The organism is Terrabacter sp. C0L_2, assembly GCF_036352015.1.
GTDB classification, from domain to species: Bacteria; Actinomycetota; Actinomycetes; order Actinomycetales; family Dermatophilaceae; genus Terrabacter; species Terrabacter tumescens.
This window is the reverse complement of record NZ_CP143557.1, coordinates 1456619-1474212: the sequence shown is the minus strand read 5'-3', so window position 1 is coordinate 1474212 and position 17594 is coordinate 1456619. Positions and strand designations below refer to the sequence as shown.

Below are 17594 nucleotides of genomic sequence, written 5' to 3'. Positions count from 1 at the left end.
CGGCAACATCTGCAGGTCTCCCATGGGTCACGTGATCCTCCAGCGCATGGTCGACGACGCCGGCCTGACCGGGCACGTCCGAGTCTCCTCGAGCGGCACCGGTGACTGGCACGTCGGCGAGCACGCCGACCCGCGCACCGTCGCGGTGCTCGCCCGGCACGGCTACGACGGGTCGCGTCACCGCGCGCGCGAGTTCGACCCGGAGGAGTTCGACGAGGTCGACCTCGTCCTCGCCTCCGACGAGGGGCACGTGCGCACCCTGAACCGCCTGGCCCGCACGCCGGACAACCGGGGCAAGATCCGTCTCGTGCGCGAGTTCGACCCCGCCGCCGTCGCGGCCGGCACCCTCGAGACGGGCGACCCCTGGTACGGCGACGAGGAGCACTTCGCCCGGTGTTTCGCGGAGGTCGAGGCCGCGTGCCGTGGCATCCTTCACCACGTCAGGGGACAGCTGGACGGCCGGCTGGCCGACCAGACGCGCCGCCGCGTGGACCCGGAGCAGCCCTGACCTGATGCGAGACCTGAACCTGACCGTGCCTGACTATCCCTATGGATCCCCGTGCTGGGTCGACCTGCTCGTCAGCGACGTCCCGCGCGCCAAGACCTTCTACAGCGAGCTCTTCGGCTGGCAGTGGCTCGCCGGTGACCCCGCCACGGGCGGCTACACGATGGCGCTGCTCGACGGCCACCCCGTCGCCGGCATCAGCCGCAAGCCCGACGCCGCGCCGATCCCGAGCCAGTGGACGACCTACCTCCGCGTCGGCGACATCGAGGTGGCGGCGCGCGCCATCAACGCCTACGGCGGCCGCACGCTGGGGCGCCCGGTCTCCATCGGCGCCCTGTCGCGCACCCTCATCGCCATGGACCCCGGCGGCGCCTACTTCGGCCTGTGGGAGCCCGGTGACCTCCCGGGCAGCGGGGTGCTCGACGAGCCGGGTTCGCTGACGTGGAACGAGCTGCTGACCCGCGACTACGACCGCGTGCAGGGCTTCTCGCTGGCCGTCTTCGGGCACGAGTTCACCGACGAGACCGAGCCCGGCGGCCCGCGCTGGGCGACGGCGCACACCGGCGACGGCAACCCCGCCTTCGGGCTCGCCGAGATCGACGACGAGTGGCCGGCCGAGATCCCGCCGCACTGGGTCGCCTCGTTCGCGACGCGCAACGTCGTCCCCGGCCTCGCCCGCGCGCTCGACCTCGGCGCCACCCTCCTCCAGGGCCCCTTCGACGGCCCCTACGGCGTCGGCGCGGTGCTGAGCGGCCCCGAGGGAGAGGTGTTCTCGCTCCTCGTCCCCGACCTGGACTGACGCGCCGCCCGACCGACAGACGCACCGACCGCGTATGCCGTGTGCCCGGGACCGCGCCCACCCACCCGACCGGGGCGGACGGCATACGAACCACTCCCTGCGCTCTGGGAGGATGGCGCCATGGCTTCGCTTGCTGACGCATCCCCGCCCATCGCGCTCGGGGCGCTCGACGGTCGCTACCGCGGCGCCGTCGCGCCCCTCGTCGACCACCTGTCGGAGGCGGCGCTCAACCGGCAGCGGGTGCACGTCGAGATCGAGTGGCTCATCCACCAGACGAGCCACGGCGTCGTGCCGGGCGTGCGGCAGCTGACCGACGACGAGGTCGCGGCGCTGCGGGCGGTCGTCGAGCACTTCGGCACCGGCGAGGTCGCCGAGCTCGGCGAGATCGAGCGCGTCACGGTCCACGACGTCAAGGCCGTCGAGTACTTCCTCAAGAAGCGCCTGAGCGCCATCGCGCCGGCGGACGAGGACAAGGGCCTGGCCGAGCTCATCCACTTCGGCTGCACGAGCGAGGACGTCAACAACCTCTCCTACGCCCTCATGGTCAAGGGCGCCGTCGAGCAGGTGTGGCTGCCCAAGGCGCAGGCCCTCGTCGCGCAGGTGTCGCAGATGGCCCGTGAGCTCAAGGACGTGCCGCTCCTCGCGCACACCCACGGCCAGCCGGCGACGCCGACGACGATGGGCAAGGAGCTCGCGGTCCTCGCGCACCGCCTCGGCCGGCAGCTGCGCCGCATCGAGCAGCAGGAGTACCTCGGCAAGTTCAACGGCGCCACCGGCACGTTCGGCGCCCACGCGCTCGCCCTCCCCGACGTCGACTGGCCCGCCGTGTCCAAGGCGTTCGTCGAGGCCCTCGGCCTGACGTGGAACCCGCTGACGACCCAGATCGAGAGCCACGACTGGCAGGCCGAGCTCTACGCCGACGTCGCGCGCTTCAACCGCATCCTGCACAACCTCTGCACCGACGTGTGGACCTACATCTCGATGGGCTACTTCGCGCAGGTGCGTGGCCAGGGCACCGTCGGGTCGAGCACCATGCCGCACAAGGTCAACCCGATCCGCTTCGAGAACGCCGAGGCCAACCTCGAGGTGAGCAACGCGCTGCTCGACGTCCTCGGCGGCACGCTCGTCCAGAGCCGGCTGCAGCGCGACCTCACCGACTCGAGCATGCAGCGCAACATCGGCACGGCCTTCGGCCACTCGATGCTCGCGCTCGACAACGTCGCCCGTGGCCTCGCCGGCCTCGACGCCGTGCCCGAGCGCATGGCGGCCGACCTCGAGGCCAACTGGGAGGTGCTCGGCGAGCCCATCCAGTCGGCCATGCGGGCCCTCGGTGCCCAGGGCGTCCCCGGCATGGAGGAGCCCTACGAGCGGCTCAAGGAGCTGACCCGCGGGCGCCGCATCGACGGCGACGACCTGCGCGAGTTCGTGCGTGGGCTGGGCCTGCCCGCCGACGTCGAGGCCCGTTTCGTGGCCCTGACGCCGCAGACCTACACCGCCCTCGCGAGCCGGCTCGTCGACGACTACCTCGCCTGACGGCATGCGCCCGACTCGTCGGGACCCACGCTCTCGCCACGCGGCGTTCGCTGGTGACTTCCGCGCCTGAGGTCAGCGCTCGGCGGTAACGTGCCGAGGCATGGCCCGCTCACGCGCCGCCCGGCTCAGCGACATCGACGAGGCAGCCCTCGCGCTGCCCGAGGTGACGCGCGACCCGCCGTCCGGTGGGCGGCCCTCCTTCCAGGTGCGGGGCAAGACGTTCGCGTTCGCCCGCGGACCGCGCAAGGACGCCGTCGACCCGGAGACGGGTCAGCCCTACGAGGACGTGCTCGCCTTCTCGTGCACGGCCGAGGACAAGGAGTCGATGGTCTCGGACCCCGACTCGCCGTGGTTCACGACGCCGCACTGGAACGGCTACAACGCCGTGCTCCTGCTCGAGCGCGACATCGGCCGGCTCACGGCGCAGGAGATCCGCGAGGTCGTGACCGACGCCTGGCTCGCCAAGGCCCCGAAGCGGCTGACCACGGAGCTGCTCGGCGAGCCGTGACCCGTCAGGAATACCCCAGAGGGGTATCATGTTGACCACGACGAGGAGGTGCCCATGGCTGGATACACCGGCAGCAAGGACGACTACCTGAAGCGCCTGCGCCGCATCGAGGGTCAGGTGCGCGGCGTGCAGAAGATGGTCGACACCGACACGTACTGCATCGACATCCTGACCCAGGTCAGCGCCATCACCAAGGCCCTGCAGGCCGTCAGCCTCGGCCTGCTCGAGGACCACGTCGCCCACTGCGTCGTCGACGCCGCCCGCGAGTCCGACGAGGCCGCCGCCGAGAAGGTGCGCGAGGCTTCCGAGGCCATCGCCCGCCTGGTCCGCAGCTGAGTCCACAGCCGAGTCCGCAGCCGAGCGCCCCGACGCAACCCGACCACCGCCTGAGGAGGCACCCGATGAGCACCACCCAGACCGAGATCACCGTCGCCGGCATGACGTGCGGCCACTGCAGCGCCGCGGTCAGCAACGAGCTGTCGTCGCTGCCCGGCGTCACCGCCGTCGCGGTCGACCTGCACCCCGGCGAGGACTCCCCCGTCACCATCACGAGCGAGGCCCCCCTCGACCCGGCCGTCGTCGCCGACGCCGTCGCCGAGGCGGGCTACAGCCTCCGATGAGCGAGGGCCAGGCGCCGGTCGCCACGGCGAAGCGGGACCCCGACGAGGTCCGCCTCGCCATCACCGGCATGACCTGTGCCTCCTGCTCCGCGCGCATCGAGCGCAAGCTCTCCAAGGTCGCCGGCGTCGAGTCGGCGACCGTCAACCTCGCCACCGAGAAGGCGCTCGTCTCGTTCACCGCCCCCGTCACGGTCGAGCAGATCCTCGCCGAGGTGAAGAAGACCGGCTACGGCGCCACCGTCATCGACGGCTCGCGCCCCGCCTCCGGGGCGGCCCCCTCGCAGACGGCGTATGCCGCGTCGCCCGAGAGTGCCCCCGTGGAGTCCGCGGACGGCCGGGTCGACACGCCTGCCGCCGACCGACCTGCCGCCGGGGCGCTGCTCGAGAAGCTGCGCGCCCAGGAGCTGGCCCGGCAGAAGGTCCGGGCCGCGGCGCCGCAGGAGAGCCAGGCCCGGACGGCCCCGGCCTCCTCGACCCAGTCCGCCACACGGCATACGCCCTCGTCCGGATCGTCCGGCTCGTCAGCGCACGGCTCGGGAGGGCACGCAGGCGCCGGTGGCGAGGACCACCTCGAGCACACGCCCGCCCAGAACGTGCTGAAGCCGCGCCTGCTCGTCGCGATCGCGCTGACCGTCCCGGTCCTGCTGCTCGCCATGGTGCTGCCGTCGTTCGGCGCCAGCCCGTGGCTGCAGCTGCTCCTCGCGACGCCCGTCGTCTTCTGGTGCGCGTGGCCCTTCCACCGCGCCGCCGCCGTCAACGCCCGCCACCTCGCCTCGACGATGGACACCCTCGTCTCGCTCGGCGTGCTCGCGGCGTGGGGCTACTCCGTCGTCAAGCTGCTCCAGGGCGGCATGCACCTCTACTTCGAGGTCGCGTCGGTCGTCACGACGTTCCTGCTCGTCGGCCGCTTCCTCGAGGCGCGCGCCAAGGACTCGGGCAAGGACGCGCTGCGCTCGCTGCTCGACCTCGGCGCCAAGGACGTCTCCGTCCTGCGCATCGACCCGCAGTCGCGGATCACGAGCGAGCTGCGGATCCCGGTCGACCAGCTCGTCGTCGGCGACCAGTTCGTCGTGCGCCCGGGCGAGAAGGTCGCGACCGACGGCGTCGTGCGCGACGGGTCGAGCGCCGTCGACGCGAGCCTCGTCACCGGCGAGTCGACCCCGGTCGACGTCTCCCCCGGCGACGACGTCACCGGCGGCTCGATCAACACGACCGGGCGCCTCGTCGTCGAGGCCCGCAAGGTCGGGGCCGACACGATGCTCGCCGGCATCCAGCGCCTCGTCGAGACCGCCCAGACCGGCAAGGCCGACGTGCAGCGCCTCGCCGACCGGGTCTCGTCGGTCTTCGTCCCGGTCGTGCTCGTGCTGGCCCTCGTGACGTTCGTCGCGTGGCTCGCGACGGGCCACGACCTCGGCACCTCGCTCGCCGTCGCCGTGACCGTCCTCATCATCGCCTGCCCCTGTGCGCTCGGCCTCGCGACCCCGACGGCGCTGCTCGTCGGCACCGGGCGCGGCGCGCAGCTCGGCACCCTCATCAAGGGCCCGCAGGTGCTCGAGGACACTCGCCGCGTCGACACCGTCGTGCTCGACAAGACCGGCACCGTGACCACCGGCGAGCTGCGACTGCGGAGCATCGCGGTGCTCGGCAAGCTCTCGAAGAAGGCGGCTCTCACCGCGGCCGCCGCCGTCGAGCAGGGCAGCGAGCACCCCATCGCGCAGGCCATCGTCGACGGCGCCCGCCTGGCCCGGCTCGAGCTGCCGCGGATCCACGACTTCGAGGCCAACCCCGGAGAGGGCGCCACCGCACGGATCAAGGACACCGAGGTCACTGTCGGCAAGGCGGTGCTCTTCGAGAGCGTCGCCCCCGAGCTGCTCGAGCACGCCCGCGCGAGCGCCGGCACCACGGTCTTCGTCGGGTGGGACGGCGTCGCGCAGGCCGCCCTCACCGTCGAGGACACCGTGCGCGAGTCGTCCAAGGCGGCCATCGCCCGGCTGCGCGCCCTCGGCCTGACGCCCTACCTCCTGACCGGCGACAGCGCCTCCAACGCCCGCAGCGTCGCCGAGCAGGTCGGCATCGACGCCTCGCACGTGCGCGCCGACGTGCTGCCCGCCCAGAAGCACGCCGTCGTCACCGAGCTGCAGCAGTCGGGACGCGTCGTGGCCATGGTCGGCGACGGGGTCAACGACGCCGCGGCGCTCGCCCAGGCCGACCTCGGCCTCGCCATGGGCTCGGGCACCGACGTCGCCATGGACTCGGCCGACATCGTGCTCGTGCGCCCCGACCTCGACGCGGTCGGCGACGCGATCGGCCTCTCGCGCGAGACGCTGCGCATCATCAAGCAGAACCTCGCCTGGGCGTTCGGCTACAACACGGCCGCCATCCCGCTCGCCGCGTTCGGCCTGCTCAACCCGATGATCGCCGGGGCGACGATGGCCCTGTCGTCGGTGCTCGTCGTCAGCAACTCGCTGCGCCTCAAGCGCTGGGGCCGCTGAGAGCTCCGGTCTCCCTCTGTCGCCGCCGGTTTGAGGTATGCCGGTAGCGAGCCCTGAGGCGCGCCTACCTCAAACGGGTGGTGGCGAGCGGCGGGCGGCTAGGTTCGGGGCATGGTGGCCTTCGTGAAGTCGGTGACGTTCGACTGCTCCGACCCGCTGCGGCTCGCGGGCTTCTGGGCCGCGGCCCTCGGCTCGGACGTCGACGAGGACAGCACGGACCGGCGCGCGTGGGTCGAGCCGGCGGGCTGGGGTGGGCCGACCCTGTGGTTCCAGCCCGTGCCGGAGGGCAAGACCGCCAAGAACCGGCAGCACTTCGACCTTCGCGCCGTCGGCCCGGTCGAGGCCGAGGTGGACCGGCTCACGGCCCTGGGCGCGACGGTCATCGGCCGCGACGGAGACGTCGTCGTCATGGCCGACCCGGAGGGCAACGAGTTCTGCGTCGAGTCCTGACGAGGCGTCGCCACTCGTTGCGACCCCCGCGAGTCGCCCCTGCCGTTTGACGCGCCCGCCACGCTCTGGTGGGCTCTGGTCACCGACGACGGACCGGTCGTCGGTGACGACAGGGGAGGTCAGACGGTGACGTCGACGACGACAGCACCACAGCAGGCGCCGCCGGACGAGGGCCGCGGGACACGGCTCGGGTCGGGGCTCTGGTCGAGCCCGTGGGTGGTGCCGATCGCTGCCGTGCTCGGCTGGTTCGTCGGCCTGCTGCCATGGATCGTCCGGCGATCCCGGCAGGGCACCTTCGGCACGCCGTGGAACCCGCGCAACGACCTGCGCGACGCCCTGCTGCCCTATCACCACCAGCTGCTGCCGCTGCTCGTCGTCGTCACGGTCGTGGCCGGTCTGCTCGCCGGCAGCGCCCCGTGGTGCAGCACCTCCCGCCGCTCCCGGCGCCTCGTCCTCGCCGCGCTGACGACGCTCGGCGCCCTTCTCGCTGCTGGCTGGTCGGTCGTGCAGACCCTCTCCCCCGACCCCGACCTCGGCGGCTCCGGGACGACCGCCGACCAGGTGCGGGTGGCGTTCGTCGCGGTGACCGTCGCGGGTGCGCTGCTCGGTCTCGTCCTCGGCCTCACGGTGTCGCTCGGTGGTGCCGCGGTGCGGGCGGTGGCGTCGGCGCCTGCCGCCGTCTTCATCGCCGACTGGTTGGGCCAGCTCGTGCTCGGCGGCCTCGGGTCGCCGGGACCGACGTGGCTGCCGACGCTGCTGCCGACGCTGCTCGCCGCCTTGGCCGGCGCCGGCGTCGGCTTGGCTCTCGTGGGAGCCGCGCGAGCCCACCTGCTCGCCCGCGTCGCCGCGTGGGTCGGCTCGCTCGTCCTGTTCGTCGTCACCGCGTCGGCGCTGACGGCGGTGCGCTACGTGCTCGAGGCACTGCGCGGCACGCCGATCCGTCGCGAGGCCCTGGTCGAGTTGATCGTCGACGGTCTCCGCGTCATGGGCGCGTCCCTGCAGACGACCCTCACCGCCTGGGGCCCGCCGCCGGCGCCGCCGCTCGTGGCCGTCGTCGTCGCTGCGACGGTCGGCGCCGTCGGCACGCTCCTCGCCGTTCGTCGCGCCGACCGCGCCGACCGAACCGACCGAGCCGACCGCGCACCCGACGGCTCGACGAGGACCACGGCATGACGGACCGCGGACCAGCGCCCGACGGTGCCTCCGCACCGACACCATGGACGACGACCGTCACGGCCTTCACGGTCCCGCGCCGGGGCTCCGAGTGGCTGATGATCCGCCACGAGCGCCTGGGCGTGACCTCGTGGGAGCTGCCCGGCGGTCACGTCGACCCCGGCGAGGACCTCGAGCAGGCCGCGGCCCGGGAGACGCTCGAGGAGGCCGGCGTCGCGGTCGAGGTCGGCGCCCTGCTCGCCACGTGCGTGCACGAGTGGCACGAGCGGCGCGCCCGCAAGCTCATCTGCTTCTTCGACGCGGCGGTGCAGCCCGGGCCGGCGCCCCGGGTCCCGGACGGCGAGCCCGACATCCGCGACGTCGCGTGGCTCGACCCTCTCGGGCTCCCGACCGACGACGTCAGCCCGTTCCTGCTGCCCCTCGTGGAGCAGCAGCGGCGAGGCTGGCTCGAGGCCCCGACACACTTCCGGATGACCCATCGGCGCAACGCCGCCGGCCTCTGGCAGCCCGCCGCGGTGTGAGGCGGCACGCCCTCAGCCGCGCCTCGGACAGGCCCCCAGCACCCACAGGGCGCCGGGGGTTCACGGCTGTGTGCCGACCCCGTCGGTCGGTGCCCACGGCAACGTCGCGACCGGCCCCGGCGCCGAACTGCCCGCGGTCAGCTGCGGCGCACCCGAGCCGGTCAGGTAGGCGTGCACGTTGGCGGCCACCTCGCGCAACGGGCGCGGCGGCAGGTAGGCCGAGGCGCCGGCGTCGAGCAGCCGGCTCACGGGCCCCGGCGCACTGACGCCGAGCTCGTCGTCCTCGATCTCGGTCACGATGATCCGAGCGTCGGGGAACATCATCCGCAGCGACCCGAGCAGCTGCGGGCTCACCGGGTGGGTCAGTACGACGTCAGCGCTCGTCGGGGCCCTGAGCAGGTCGAGCACGACGTAGCCCTCGCCCAGCTCGTCCGACAGCCGCTGACGGGCCGCCCTCGACAGCTTCGTCGCCGTGGCCACGACCACGGCGCCGTCCGGCACCCGCGGCGCAGCCTCCTTGGGGTCGCCGTCCCCGTCCGCGCGACCCGGCTCCGGCCCGCCCACGACGGTCCCGACGAGCACGCTCGGGCGGTGCGCCAGCACGCCGATCTCGCGCCCGTCCCGCCGGAGCGTGACCTCCTGACCGGCGAGCATCGCGTCGACCGCGGTCCGGACGTCCGGCGGCAGCGCCTCGAGGTCGAGGGACGGGGCCCTGCGGAGCCTCCCCCACCCGCGGACCTGACCGTCCAGCTCGTGCACCGGCTCCTGGGGCATCCAGGCACCCTAACCCGGCCACCCCGGCAGACCGGGCACGACCGCCCGGCGCGCGACACGGCATACGCCATCGGGGAACGACGAACGGCGGCCACCCCGAAGGGTGACCGCCGTCTGGCGTGCGAGTTGGGGCGGGTCAGATGGTGACCTTGCCGCCGGGGGTGTCGAAGGTGACCGACAGCAGGCCGGGCGTGCCGTGCGGAGCGACGAACGTGAAGTCGATGCCGCCCTTGTCGAAGGTGTCCTCCGGGCCGAGCCACTCGCGCACGCGCTTGGGGTCACCGGCGATCTGGAGGTTGTCGATGGAGACCGACGTGTCGGCGCCCGCGGAGGGGTGCACCGTCATGTCGTCCCACTCGATGAAGTAGGGGACCTGGGGGTCCGCCATGAGGCCCTTGATGCCGAGCTGGCGCCACTTGAGCTCGGTGCCGTCGGGGCGGTGCCGGTTGCCCGGGACCGACTCGCGGCCGAGGCGCTGCTCGACCTTGGCGATGTCGTCGACGGCGACGACCCAGCCGAGCCAGCCGCCGCCGGCCTCGGAGGCAGCACGGACGGCCTGGCCGAAGGGGGCCTTGTCGCTGGCCGGGTGGTCCAGGACCTCGACGACCTCGAGGTAGTGGTCCTTGGCCAACGGGAAGATGACGTTGCGCGTGCCGAATCGGGGATGCACCCCACCGTCGACCGGCGCGACGCCGATGAGCTCGGACAGGCGGGCGGCCGTGGCCTTGAGGCCACCAGCCTCCGCTGCATAAGAGACGTGGTCAACTCGCATACAGAACATCGTGGCACACGCCAAGGGGTGCTCTTGACCACCCCTCCCCACCGGCTGCGGGGCTCGTCACACCCGTCACATGGATGAAACCTGAACGTCATCGCGTATGCCGTGTCGCGCCCTCCGGACGTCGCCCTCAGGGGGTGCCGGGTCAGCGGGCGTCGCGCTGGCGGACCGCCTCGTAGAGGACGATCGCGGCCGACGCGGCGACGTTGAGGCTGTTGGCCTTGCCGTGCATGGGGATGCGGACCCGGTGCGTGGCGGCGTCGAGCAGGGTGCGGTCGGCGCCGTGCTTCTCGCTGCCGACGGCGATGGCGACGCGGCCGGTGTAGTCGACGTCGGTGTGGAGCAGGTCGGTCTCGGGGGTCGTGACGACGAGGCGGATGTCGTTGGCGCGGATCCACTCGAGGGCCTCGGCCGTCGTGGCGCTCGCGGCAGGCACCGCGAAGACGGTGCCCTTGCTCGCGCGCACGACGTTGGGGTTGCCCCAGTCGGTGACGGGGTCGGCCGCGATGACGGCGTCGACCCCGGCGGCGTCGGCGGTGCGGAGCATGGCGCCGAGGTTGCCGGGCTTCTCGACGCCCTGGCTGAGCAGGGTCAGGTGGTCGGGGCCGTCGACGCGCAGGTCGGCGAGCGGGACGCCGATGCGGTCGACGACCGCGATGAGCCCGTCAGGCCCCTCCCGGTAGCTGACCTTCTCGAAGGCGCTGCGGCTGAGGTGCACGACCTCGACGCGGTCGTCGCGCAGGCGCGCGAGCAGGTCGCCCTGGTGACCGATGTCCTGGCTCCCGGCGCGGCCGGCGGGGCTGAAGAGCTCCTCGCAGACGTAGACCGTGCCGGGCCGCACGCCGGCCGACAGGGCGAGGCCGATCTCCTCGTAGCCCTCGACGAGCGTCTGGCCGGTCTCCTCGCGGGTGCGCCGGCGGCGCAGGCCGAGCAGGGCCTTGAGGCGGGGGTTGGCGGCGGACGTGATGGTCAGCTCGCGGGTGGGGTGCATCGGGTTCGTCATGGCGGGCCCAGCATCCCACTGCCGCCGGCTCGCCACACGACCTGCGCTTCGTGTCACGGCATGCTGGGGGAACAGCCGCCCGTGACGCGAGGCGCAGTCCGCGTCACGGGTGCAGGCGGGCGCCCTTGAGGATGCGGTCGACGGCGTTCTTCGGGGCGTGCAGCGCGAGGCCGACGAGGTCGAGGTCCGCCGCCGTGACCCCCGCCACCGCGGCGCGGTTGTCGGCGTCGTGGCCGGTCGCGAACATCTCCCGCGTGTAGACGGCGAGCGCCGTGCCGCGTCGGAGCGCCCGGTCGTGGGCCGAGGTCAGCGTCGCCGACACCCCCTCGAAGACGAGGACCGGCATGCCGAGGAGGGGCAGGTAGGTGTGACCGTCGGCGTCGGCATACGGCTGCCCGACGAGCTCGGGGTGCGCGGCCGTGACGCCGCTGACGAGGAAGGCCGTGACGTTGAGGCGCTGCCAGGGCTCGAGGTCGTCGCGCACGAGGACGGCGATCTTGGTGTCGAAGGGCGGGGTCAGCAGGTCGTCCATGCGCCCATGGTCCGGCGCGGCGGCGGCCACCGTCTTGTACGTCGTTGATCCTGCGGCAGATCGGGCGCGAGATCGCGCAGGTGGTGTCGTCCTACGACAGCGGGCGCCCGACCACATGCCCGATCACGTATGCCGGGTGGTGGCGTCGCGCCCGTCCGTGCCGTCAGACGCCCCGCTGGTAGCGGCCGGGGGTCGTGCCGAGGAAGCGCTTGAAGTGCCGCGTCAGGTGCGCCTGGTCGTAGAAGCCGGACTCGGTCGCCACGAGGGCTGCCGGGACGCCGTCGCGCAGTCGTCGACGGGCGAGGTCGAGCCGGCGGCCGACGACGTACTGGTGCGGGGCGATGCCGTAGGCCGTGACGAACGACCGCACGAGGTGCGGTGTCGTGACCCCGAGCGAGGCCGCCACGGCGGCGATCCCGTCGGCACCGACCGGGTCCGCGTCGAACGTCTCGCGCGCCAGCGCCGCGACCCGGCCACCCACGACCCGGCCACCCGCAGACCGGGCGGTGGGTGCGGGCGGGGCGACACGGCATACGAGATGGGAGGTGAGGCGCTCGACGACGAGTGCGAGGCGCGACTCGGCCTCGAGGTCGTCGCGCGCGACGAGGGCGCGGTCGAGGAGGGAGACGGCGCGGCGCAGGTCCGCGTCCGGGACGAGCGGCGCGTCGACGGCCCGACCGACGAGGTCGGGCGCGATGACGTCCTCCTCGAGGTAGACGACGCGCTTGCGGAAGCCAGCCGACGTCAGGGCCCGACCGTCGTGGACGACGTGCGGCGGCAGGAGGGTGACCCCAGAGCGGACCGCGGTGTGGTCGTGGCGGTCCAGGTCGTAGCCGATGACGCCGTCGTCGACGACGAGAAGGGTCCACGTGTCGTGGGTGTGGACCGGGTAGGCGTGGTCGTGCCACTGCGCATGGAAGACCTCCGCGACGCCCGCGACCGCGGGCCGCCACGAGACCGTGCGGTCGGTCCGGGCCTCCACACCGGCACCGTAGCCCCGGCGGCGCTCGTAGGGTGGGGACGTCCACCGAGGAGGGCTCGTGACGGAGCAGACGGCATACCCGCGACTCATGCACACCGCGCTCGACACGGAGGACGCCCGCGGTCTCGCGGAGTTCTACCGCGAGCTGCTCGGGCTGCACTACCGACCCGGTGACGAGCCGCCCACGGAGGCCCCGGACGACGCCGACTGGCTCGTGCTGCTCGACGCGGACGGCATGCGACGGCTCGCCTTCCAGCGGGTCGACGAACCGCTCCCCCGCCCGACGTGGCCGTCGCACGACGTGCCGATGCAGCTGCACGTCGACTACGCCGTGCCGTCGCTCGTGGAGCTCGAACGGCACCGTGACCGGGCGGTCGCGCTGGGAGCCGAGGTGCTCCTCGACCGCACCGCCGACGAGGTCGAGCCGCTCGTCGTCCTCGCCGACCCGGCGGGCCACCCGTTCTGCCTGCTCGTCGCACCTTCCGTCGCGCCGTGAACGCCCCGGCTGTCGGTGCGTCGGCGTAGCGTCGACAGGACAACGCGGCAGACCGAGACACGGAGGTGCGAGCACCATGACCACTCTCGAAGGGCGGCCCAACACGGCCCTGCTCGTCATCGACGTGCAGCAGCAGGTCGTCGCCGACGCCTGGGACCGCGACGGCGTCATCGGCCGCATCAACACCCTCGTCGACAAGGCCCGGGGCGAGCACGTCCCCGTCATCTGGGTGCAGCACTCCGACGACAACATGCCGGTCGACAGCGACGGGTGGCAGTACGTCCCCGAGCTGACGCGCGAGGAGAGCGAGCCGCTCGTGCACAAGCGCTTCGGCGACTCCTTCGAGGACACCGACCTCGAGACGCTGCTCGCCGAGCGGCAGGTCGGGCGGCTCGTCGTCACCGGCGCGCAGACCGACGCCTGCATCCGCTCGACCCTGCACGGAGCGCTCGTCCGCGGCTACGACGCGACGCTCGTCGGGGACGCCCACACCACCGAGGACCTGCGCCAGTGGGGCGTGCCGGTCAGCGCCGAGCAGGTCATCGCGCACACCAACACCTACTGGTCCTGGTCGGACTCGCCCGGGCGCACGGGCGACGTCGTGCCGGCGGCCGAGGTCGACTTCCGCTCGCGCTGACGGAGGGCCACACCGGAGGCAGGTGGCGCGCTGGGCCCGCCTAGGGTTGGACCATGCTCGACACGTTGGCGGCGCTGCCCTTCTGGCAGGCGTTCCTCGCGCTCTTCGCGAGCGCCATGGTGCGCTCCAACGGCACCTACTGGGTGGGCCGGGGCGCCATCGCCGGATGGCGTCGCTACCGCGGAGCCCACGGTGACCTGACCGCGCGCGCCGAGAGGCTCCTCCACCGCTTCGGGCCCTTCGCCGTCACGCTCTCCTACCTCACCGTCGGCATCCAGACCGCGATCCACCTGACGGCAGGCGTCGTCCGGATGCCGTTGCGCTGGTACCTCCCGGCCGCCGTCGTCGGGTCGGTCGTCTGGGCCGTGCTCTACGCGACGGTCGGGCTCGCGGTCGTGCAGGCCTGGCTCGCGGCCGAGGCCGGCTCGTGGTGGGGCGCCGTCGTCGTGCTGGCCGTGGTCGCCGGCATCGTCACCTGGGTCGTGGTCCGCCGCCGCGCCGTGCGCCCCGCCCCACTCGACTGAGCGCCCCGCCCCACTCGACTGAGCGCCCCGTCCCACTCGACTGAGCGCCCCGCCTCACGCGCACCGCCAAGGATGGTGCGGAGCGCTCACTCGACTGTGGTCGAGCGCTCACTCGACGAAAGGGTGGTGGTGCGGTCCTGACACGACTCGAACACGAGCGTGACGTGCGCGGCGCCTGCGCTCACTACGCTGCGATCGTGTCCACCGAGCCCGGCGCCGGCCCTGACCGCCGCTCCGACCATCGCCCTGACACCGGTCGCGGCCTCGTGCTCGTCGTCGAGGACGAGCCGGCCATCGCCGACGTGCTGCGCCTCAACCTGCGCGCGGCCGGCTACGGCGTCGAGGTGGTCGGCGACGGCGCCACCGCTCTCGACGCGGCGCGCGACCTGCGGCCCAGCGCCATCGTGCTCGACATCGGCCTGCCGGTGCTCGACGGCATCGAGGTGTGCCGGCGCCTGCGCGGTCGCGGCGACTGGACCCCCGTGCTCTTCGTGACGGCCCGCGACGACGAGGTCGACCGCATCGTCGGGCTCGAGCTCGGTGCCGACGACTACGTCACCAAACCCTTCTCCCCGCGCGAGCTCGTGGCACGTCTCGGGGGCGTGCTGCGGCGCACGCGCGGGGAGAACACGGCTCCCGAGGTGCTGCGCTTCGGCGAGCTCACCCTCGACCTGACGAGCCACGAGGTGCGCGTCGCCGGGCGCGAGATCGCCCTGACCGCAACGGAGTTCGACCTGTTGAGTCATCTGCTGCGACGGCCGGGTGTCGTCTTTACCCGTGAGCAGCTGCTCAGCGACGTGTGGGGGTATGCCGCGACGGCCGGTGCGCGCACCGTCGACGTCCACGTCGCGCAGGTCCGCGCCAAGCTCGGCGACGCGAGCCCGATCCGGACGGTGCGCTCGGTGGGGTATGCCGCCGAGCGGGCTCCGCGTGACGGCGCGGACCCGGCCGGGCCGGGGTCGCGGTGACGGCCGACGCGGTGACCGCGGGTGCGGCCGCGTCGCGCGGGTCGCTCTCGCGCCGGATCGTGCTGCTCGCCGTCGGGATCGCCGTGCTCACGGCCCTGCTCGCCGGCCTGCTCGTCGTCGGCCTGACCCGCACGTCGGTCGACGAGTCGGCCCGGACCACGCTCGCGCGGATCGCCGACGCGGCGGCGGAGCGGGCCGACTCCGGGGCGGCCGCGCGCGTCGCCCAGAACCGGGCCGTGCGCACCCTCGGGGCTCTCGGGATCGAGTCGGCGAGCGTCGGGCGCGGCGGGGCCGTCACGTCGACGAGCCCGCTCGCACGGGACGCCCTGACACCGGCGCGCCAGCGGGCCCTGCTCGCCGGACGCACGGTCTCGGCGCGCGATGACCTCGGCGGCACCCTCGTGCTCGTCGAGGGCCGGCCGACCGACGCCGGCGGCATCGTGCTGGTCCAGCGCCGGTCCGACGCGACGGCGGACTCGGACCGACTCGTGCGACGGGTCCTGCTGGCCCTGCTCATCACCGCCGCGGTCGCCGTCGTCGTGAGCGTCGCCATGGCCCGGCGGCTGTCGATGCCGCTGCGGCGCACGGCCGACGCGGCCCACGCCCTGGCGGCCGGCCGGCGAGACGTGCAGGTCCCCGTCGAGGGGCCGGACGAGGTGGCCGAGGTCGCGAGCGCGCTCAACTCCCTGTCGGGCTCGCTGTCCCGGTCCGAAGGGCGCCAGCGCGACTTCCTCCTGTCGGTGTCGCACGACCTGCGCACGCCCCTGACCGGGATCAGCGGCTACGCCGAGTCGCTCGCGAGTGAGGTCGTGCCGCCCGAGGAGACCGCCCGCGTCGGCGGAGTCGTGCTGACCGAGGCCAAGCGGCTCGAGCGGCTCGTCGGTGACCTGCTCGACCTGGCCCGGCTCGGCGCCGACCGCCCGAGCGTCGCCCCCGAGCGCACCGACCTCGTGGCCCTCGGTCGTGAGGTCGAGTCGGTCTGGGCCCGGCGCTGCGCTGCCGTCGGCGTGCCCTTCGCCTTCGTCCCTGCCGTCGCCGACGCCTGGACCGTCACCGACCCGGCCCGGGTGCGCCAGCTCGTCGACGGGCTGCTCGAGAACGCCCTGCGGGTCACGCCGGCCGGACGTCCGGTCGTCGTCGAGGTGCGGCGGGAGATCGGTCCCCGTGGCGGTGTCGACGTCGTCGAGGTGCGCGACGGCGGCCCGGGACTCACCGACGACGACCTCGCCGTGGCCTTCGAGCCGTCGGTGCTGCACGAGCGCTACCGGGGCCTGCGCCCCGTCGGCACCGGCCTCGGCCTCGCCATCGTCGGCCGGCTCGCCGAGGTGCTCGGCGGCACGGTCGAGGCGGGGCACGCAGCCGAGGGAGGGGCGCGCTTCACCCTGCGCCTCCCCCACCCTCACACCCCGTGACGCCACCCGAGCCGCGAAGGCTGCGGACGGCGTACCTGATGACGCTGCCGATGGTCCTGCGGTCGGTGGGGTGATCACCCCACCAGCGGCAGCACCATGCGCCGGTTCATCGACGCGCCAGGCCAGCCCCGCGGAATGTGGACCACGGCAGCACGGTTGACCACATCATGACCACCTGGGGATTCATCGGCAGCGGCAACATCGGCAGCACCGTCGCCCGGCTCGCGATCGCTGCCGGCCACGACGTCGTGCTCAGCAACAGCAGGGGTCCCGAGACCCTCGCGGACCTCGTCGGCGAGCTCGGCCCGCACGCTCGCGCGGCCACCGCGCAGGAGGCAGCGGCCGCCGGCGACATCGTCGTCGTGACGATCCCGCTCAAGGCCTACCGCGACGTGCCCGCGGACGCGCTCGCCGGCAAGGTCGTCATCGACACGATGAACTACTACCCCCAGCGTGACGGCCAGATCGAGGCCCTCGATGACGGGTCGACGACGAGCTCCGAGCTGCTCCAGGCGCACCTGCCGCAGTCGCACGTCGTCAAGGGCTTCAACAACATCTTCTTCCAGCACCTGCGCGACCTCGCCCGTCCGGCTGACCCGGCCGGCTCCGACGAGCGCAGCGCCCTCGCCATCGCCGGTGACGACGCCGCGGCCAAGGACACCGTGCGCCGGGCGCTCGACGCCCTGGGCTACGACACCCTCGACCTCGGGCCGCTCGCCGAGGGCTGGCGCACCCAGCCCGGCCAGCCGGCCTACGGCATGCAGTACGCCGCCGACGAGAGCGACTGGGCGGCCGGCGCCCGCCGTGCCGGGAGCGACGAGGTGGCCGGCCTCGCCGTACGGGCCGTGCGCGAGGTCTGACACCCAACCCTCGACAGCCGTTTGGGC

The 17594-nt window shown here is 73.5% G+C and carries 21 protein-coding genes; 16 read left to right on the top strand and 5 right to left on the bottom strand.

Features of this window, described 5'->3' with window-relative positions:
• Window positions 1–22: 22 nt before the first annotated feature.
• The 10 genes from U5C87_RS06900 to U5C87_RS06855 all read left to right on the top strand — a co-directional run bounded on the left by U5C87_RS06900 (window position 23) and on the right by U5C87_RS06855 (window position 8601).
• A complete protein-coding gene (locus U5C87_RS06900; protein ID WP_443082104.1) occupies window positions 23–508 on the top strand; it encodes a low molecular weight protein-tyrosine-phosphatase in 486 nt (161 codons plus the stop codon).
• Between the two features lie 4 nt (window positions 509–512).
• Window positions 513–1304 (top strand): VOC family protein, encoded by a 792-nt coding sequence (locus tag U5C87_RS06895; protein ID WP_330475875.1) that lies wholly within the window; start codon window positions 513–515, stop codon window positions 1302–1304.
• Window positions 1305–1424: 120 nt separating this feature from the next.
• Window positions 1425–2837 (top strand): adenylosuccinate lyase, encoded by a 1413-nt coding sequence (gene purB, locus U5C87_RS06890; RefSeq protein WP_330475874.1) that lies wholly within the window; start codon window positions 1425–1427, stop codon window positions 2835–2837.
• A 100-nt stretch (window positions 2838–2937) separates the two neighbouring features.
• Complete coding sequence (locus U5C87_RS06885) at window positions 2938–3345, top strand: MmcQ/YjbR family DNA-binding protein (protein WP_330475873.1); 408 nt, start codon at window positions 2938–2940, stop codon at window positions 3343–3345.
• A 54-nt stretch (window positions 3346–3399) separates the two neighbouring features.
• Window positions 3400–3681 (top strand): metal-sensitive transcriptional regulator, encoded by a 282-nt coding sequence (locus tag U5C87_RS06880; protein WP_020143728.1) that lies wholly within the window; start codon window positions 3400–3402, stop codon window positions 3679–3681.
• A gap of 65 nt (window positions 3682–3746) precedes the next feature.
• Window positions 3747–3965 carry a heavy-metal-associated domain-containing protein gene (locus tag U5C87_RS06875; protein ID WP_030200559.1) on the top strand — a complete coding sequence of 73 codons (219 nt, stop codon included), beginning with the start codon at window positions 3747–3749 and terminating at the stop codon, window positions 3963–3965.
• On the top strand, window positions 3962–6457 hold the full coding sequence (locus U5C87_RS06870; RefSeq protein ID WP_330475872.1) for a heavy metal translocating P-type ATPase: 2496 nt from the start codon (window positions 3962–3964) through the stop codon (window positions 6455–6457). Before U5C87_RS06875 ends, U5C87_RS06870 begins: the two co-directional genes overlap by 4 nt.
• Before the next feature lie 111 nt (window positions 6458–6568).
• Window positions 6569–6907 carry a VOC family protein gene (locus tag U5C87_RS06865; protein ID WP_330475871.1) on the top strand — a complete coding sequence of 113 codons (339 nt, stop codon included), beginning with the start codon at window positions 6569–6571 and terminating at the stop codon, window positions 6905–6907.
• 126 nt (window positions 6908–7033) lie between these two features.
• Entirely contained in the window at window positions 7034–8080 is a 1047-nt protein-coding gene (locus U5C87_RS06860; protein ID WP_330475870.1) for a hypothetical protein, read from the top strand.
• Window positions 8077–8601, top strand: coding sequence for an NUDIX hydrolase (locus U5C87_RS06855; RefSeq protein ID WP_330475869.1), 525 nt, complete (start codon window positions 8077–8079; stop codon window positions 8599–8601). The genes U5C87_RS06860 and U5C87_RS06855 overlap by 4 nt, the downstream gene beginning before the upstream one ends.
• Window positions 8602–8661: 60 nt before the next feature.
• On the opposite strand, the gene U5C87_RS06850 is transcribed toward U5C87_RS06855, so the two are convergent.
• The 5 genes from U5C87_RS06850 to U5C87_RS06830 form a co-directional block, all read right to left on the bottom strand.
• Entirely contained in the window at window positions 8662–9375 is a 714-nt protein-coding gene (locus U5C87_RS06850) for a hypothetical protein (RefSeq protein WP_330475868.1), read from the bottom strand.
• A 136-nt stretch (window positions 9376–9511) separates the two neighbouring features.
• On the bottom strand, window positions 9512–10147 hold the full coding sequence (locus tag U5C87_RS06845; RefSeq protein WP_030200539.1) for a VOC family protein: 636 nt from the start codon (window positions 10145–10147) through the stop codon (window positions 9512–9514).
• A gap of 151 nt (window positions 10148–10298) precedes the next feature.
• Window positions 10299–11156: a TrmH family RNA methyltransferase gene (locus U5C87_RS06840; protein WP_330475867.1), complete on the bottom strand. Its 858-nt coding sequence runs from the start codon at window positions 11154–11156 to the stop codon at window positions 10299–10301.
• 103 nt (window positions 11157–11259) lie between these two features.
• On the bottom strand, window positions 11260–11688 hold the full coding sequence (locus U5C87_RS06835; RefSeq protein ID WP_330475866.1) for a DUF2000 domain-containing protein: 429 nt from the start codon (window positions 11686–11688) through the stop codon (window positions 11260–11262).
• 163 nt (window positions 11689–11851) lie between these two features.
• Window positions 11852–12670, bottom strand: coding sequence for an AraC family transcriptional regulator (locus U5C87_RS06830; protein ID WP_330475865.1), 819 nt, complete (start codon window positions 12668–12670; stop codon window positions 11852–11854).
• Between the two features lie 58 nt (window positions 12671–12728).
• Here U5C87_RS06830 and U5C87_RS06825 point away from each other — a divergent pair, with 58 nt between their 5' ends.
• From U5C87_RS06825 to U5C87_RS06800, 6 genes are all read left to right on the top strand, one after another.
• Window positions 12729–13166 (top strand): VOC family protein, encoded by a 438-nt coding sequence (locus tag U5C87_RS06825; protein WP_443082103.1) that lies wholly within the window; start codon window positions 12729–12731, stop codon window positions 13164–13166.
• A gap of 76 nt (window positions 13167–13242) precedes the next feature.
• Window positions 13243–13803 (top strand): cysteine hydrolase family protein, encoded by a 561-nt coding sequence (locus U5C87_RS06820; RefSeq protein WP_330475864.1) that lies wholly within the window; start codon window positions 13243–13245, stop codon window positions 13801–13803.
• Window positions 13804–13856: 53 nt separating this feature from the next.
• Complete coding sequence (locus U5C87_RS06815) at window positions 13857–14327, top strand: DedA family protein (protein ID WP_330475863.1); 471 nt, start codon at window positions 13857–13859, stop codon at window positions 14325–14327.
• Window positions 14328–14524: 197 nt separating this feature from the next.
• Window positions 14525–15295 (top strand): response regulator transcription factor, encoded by a 771-nt coding sequence (locus U5C87_RS06810; RefSeq protein ID WP_330475862.1) that lies wholly within the window; start codon window positions 14525–14527, stop codon window positions 15293–15295.
• Entirely contained in the window at window positions 15292–16707 is a 1416-nt protein-coding gene (locus U5C87_RS06805) for a sensor histidine kinase (RefSeq protein WP_330475861.1), read from the top strand. The genes U5C87_RS06810 and U5C87_RS06805 overlap by 4 nt, the downstream gene beginning before the upstream one ends.
• Window positions 16708–16874: 167 nt before the next feature.
• Window positions 16875–17567, top strand: a complete 693-nt coding sequence (locus U5C87_RS06800) for an NADPH-dependent F420 reductase (protein ID WP_330475860.1) — start codon at window positions 16875–16877, stop codon at window positions 17565–17567.
• Window positions 17568–17594 lie beyond the last annotated feature (27 nt).

Bases quoted from the DNA above. Each gene is read 5' to 3' on its own strand.
- U5C87_RS06900 (WP_443082104.1), top strand. From the start codon at position 23: ATGGGTCACGTGATCCTCCAGCGCATGGTCGACGACGCCGGCCTGACC.
- U5C87_RS06895 (WP_330475875.1), top strand. From the start codon at position 513: ATGCGAGACCTGAACCTGACCGTGCCTGACTATCCCTATGGATCCCCG.
- purB (WP_330475874.1), top strand. From the start codon at position 1,425: ATGGCTTCGCTTGCTGACGCATCCCCGCCCATCGCGCTCGGGGCGCTC.
- U5C87_RS06885 (WP_330475873.1), top strand. From the start codon at position 2,938: ATGGCCCGCTCACGCGCCGCCCGGCTCAGCGACATCGACGAGGCAGCC.
- U5C87_RS06880 (WP_020143728.1), top strand. From the start codon at position 3,400: ATGGCTGGATACACCGGCAGCAAGGACGACTACCTGAAGCGCCTGCGC.
- U5C87_RS06875 (WP_030200559.1), top strand. From the start codon at position 3,747: ATGAGCACCACCCAGACCGAGATCACCGTCGCCGGCATGACGTGCGGC.
- U5C87_RS06870 (WP_330475872.1), top strand. From the start codon at position 3,962: ATGAGCGAGGGCCAGGCGCCGGTCGCCACGGCGAAGCGGGACCCCGAC.
- U5C87_RS06865 (WP_330475871.1), top strand. From the start codon at position 6,569: ATGGTGGCCTTCGTGAAGTCGGTGACGTTCGACTGCTCCGACCCGCTG.
- U5C87_RS06855 (WP_330475869.1), top strand. From the start codon at position 8,077: ATGACGGACCGCGGACCAGCGCCCGACGGTGCCTCCGCACCGACACCA.
- U5C87_RS06850 (WP_330475868.1), bottom strand. From the start codon at position 9,375: ATGCCCCAGGAGCCGGTGCACGAGCTGGACGGTCAGGTCCGCGGGTGG.
- U5C87_RS06845 (WP_030200539.1), bottom strand. From the start codon at position 10,147: ATGCGAGTTGACCACGTCTCTTATGCAGCGGAGGCTGGTGGCCTCAAG.
- U5C87_RS06840 (WP_330475867.1), bottom strand. From the start codon at position 11,156: ATGACGAACCCGATGCACCCCACCCGCGAGCTGACCATCACGTCCGCC.
- U5C87_RS06835 (WP_330475866.1), bottom strand. From the start codon at position 11,688: ATGGACGACCTGCTGACCCCGCCCTTCGACACCAAGATCGCCGTCCTC.
- U5C87_RS06820 (WP_330475864.1), top strand. From the start codon at position 13,243: ATGACCACTCTCGAAGGGCGGCCCAACACGGCCCTGCTCGTCATCGAC.
- U5C87_RS06815 (WP_330475863.1), top strand. From the start codon at position 13,857: ATGCTCGACACGTTGGCGGCGCTGCCCTTCTGGCAGGCGTTCCTCGCG.
- U5C87_RS06800 (WP_330475860.1), top strand. From the start codon at position 16,875: ATGACCACCTGGGGATTCATCGGCAGCGGCAACATCGGCAGCACCGTC.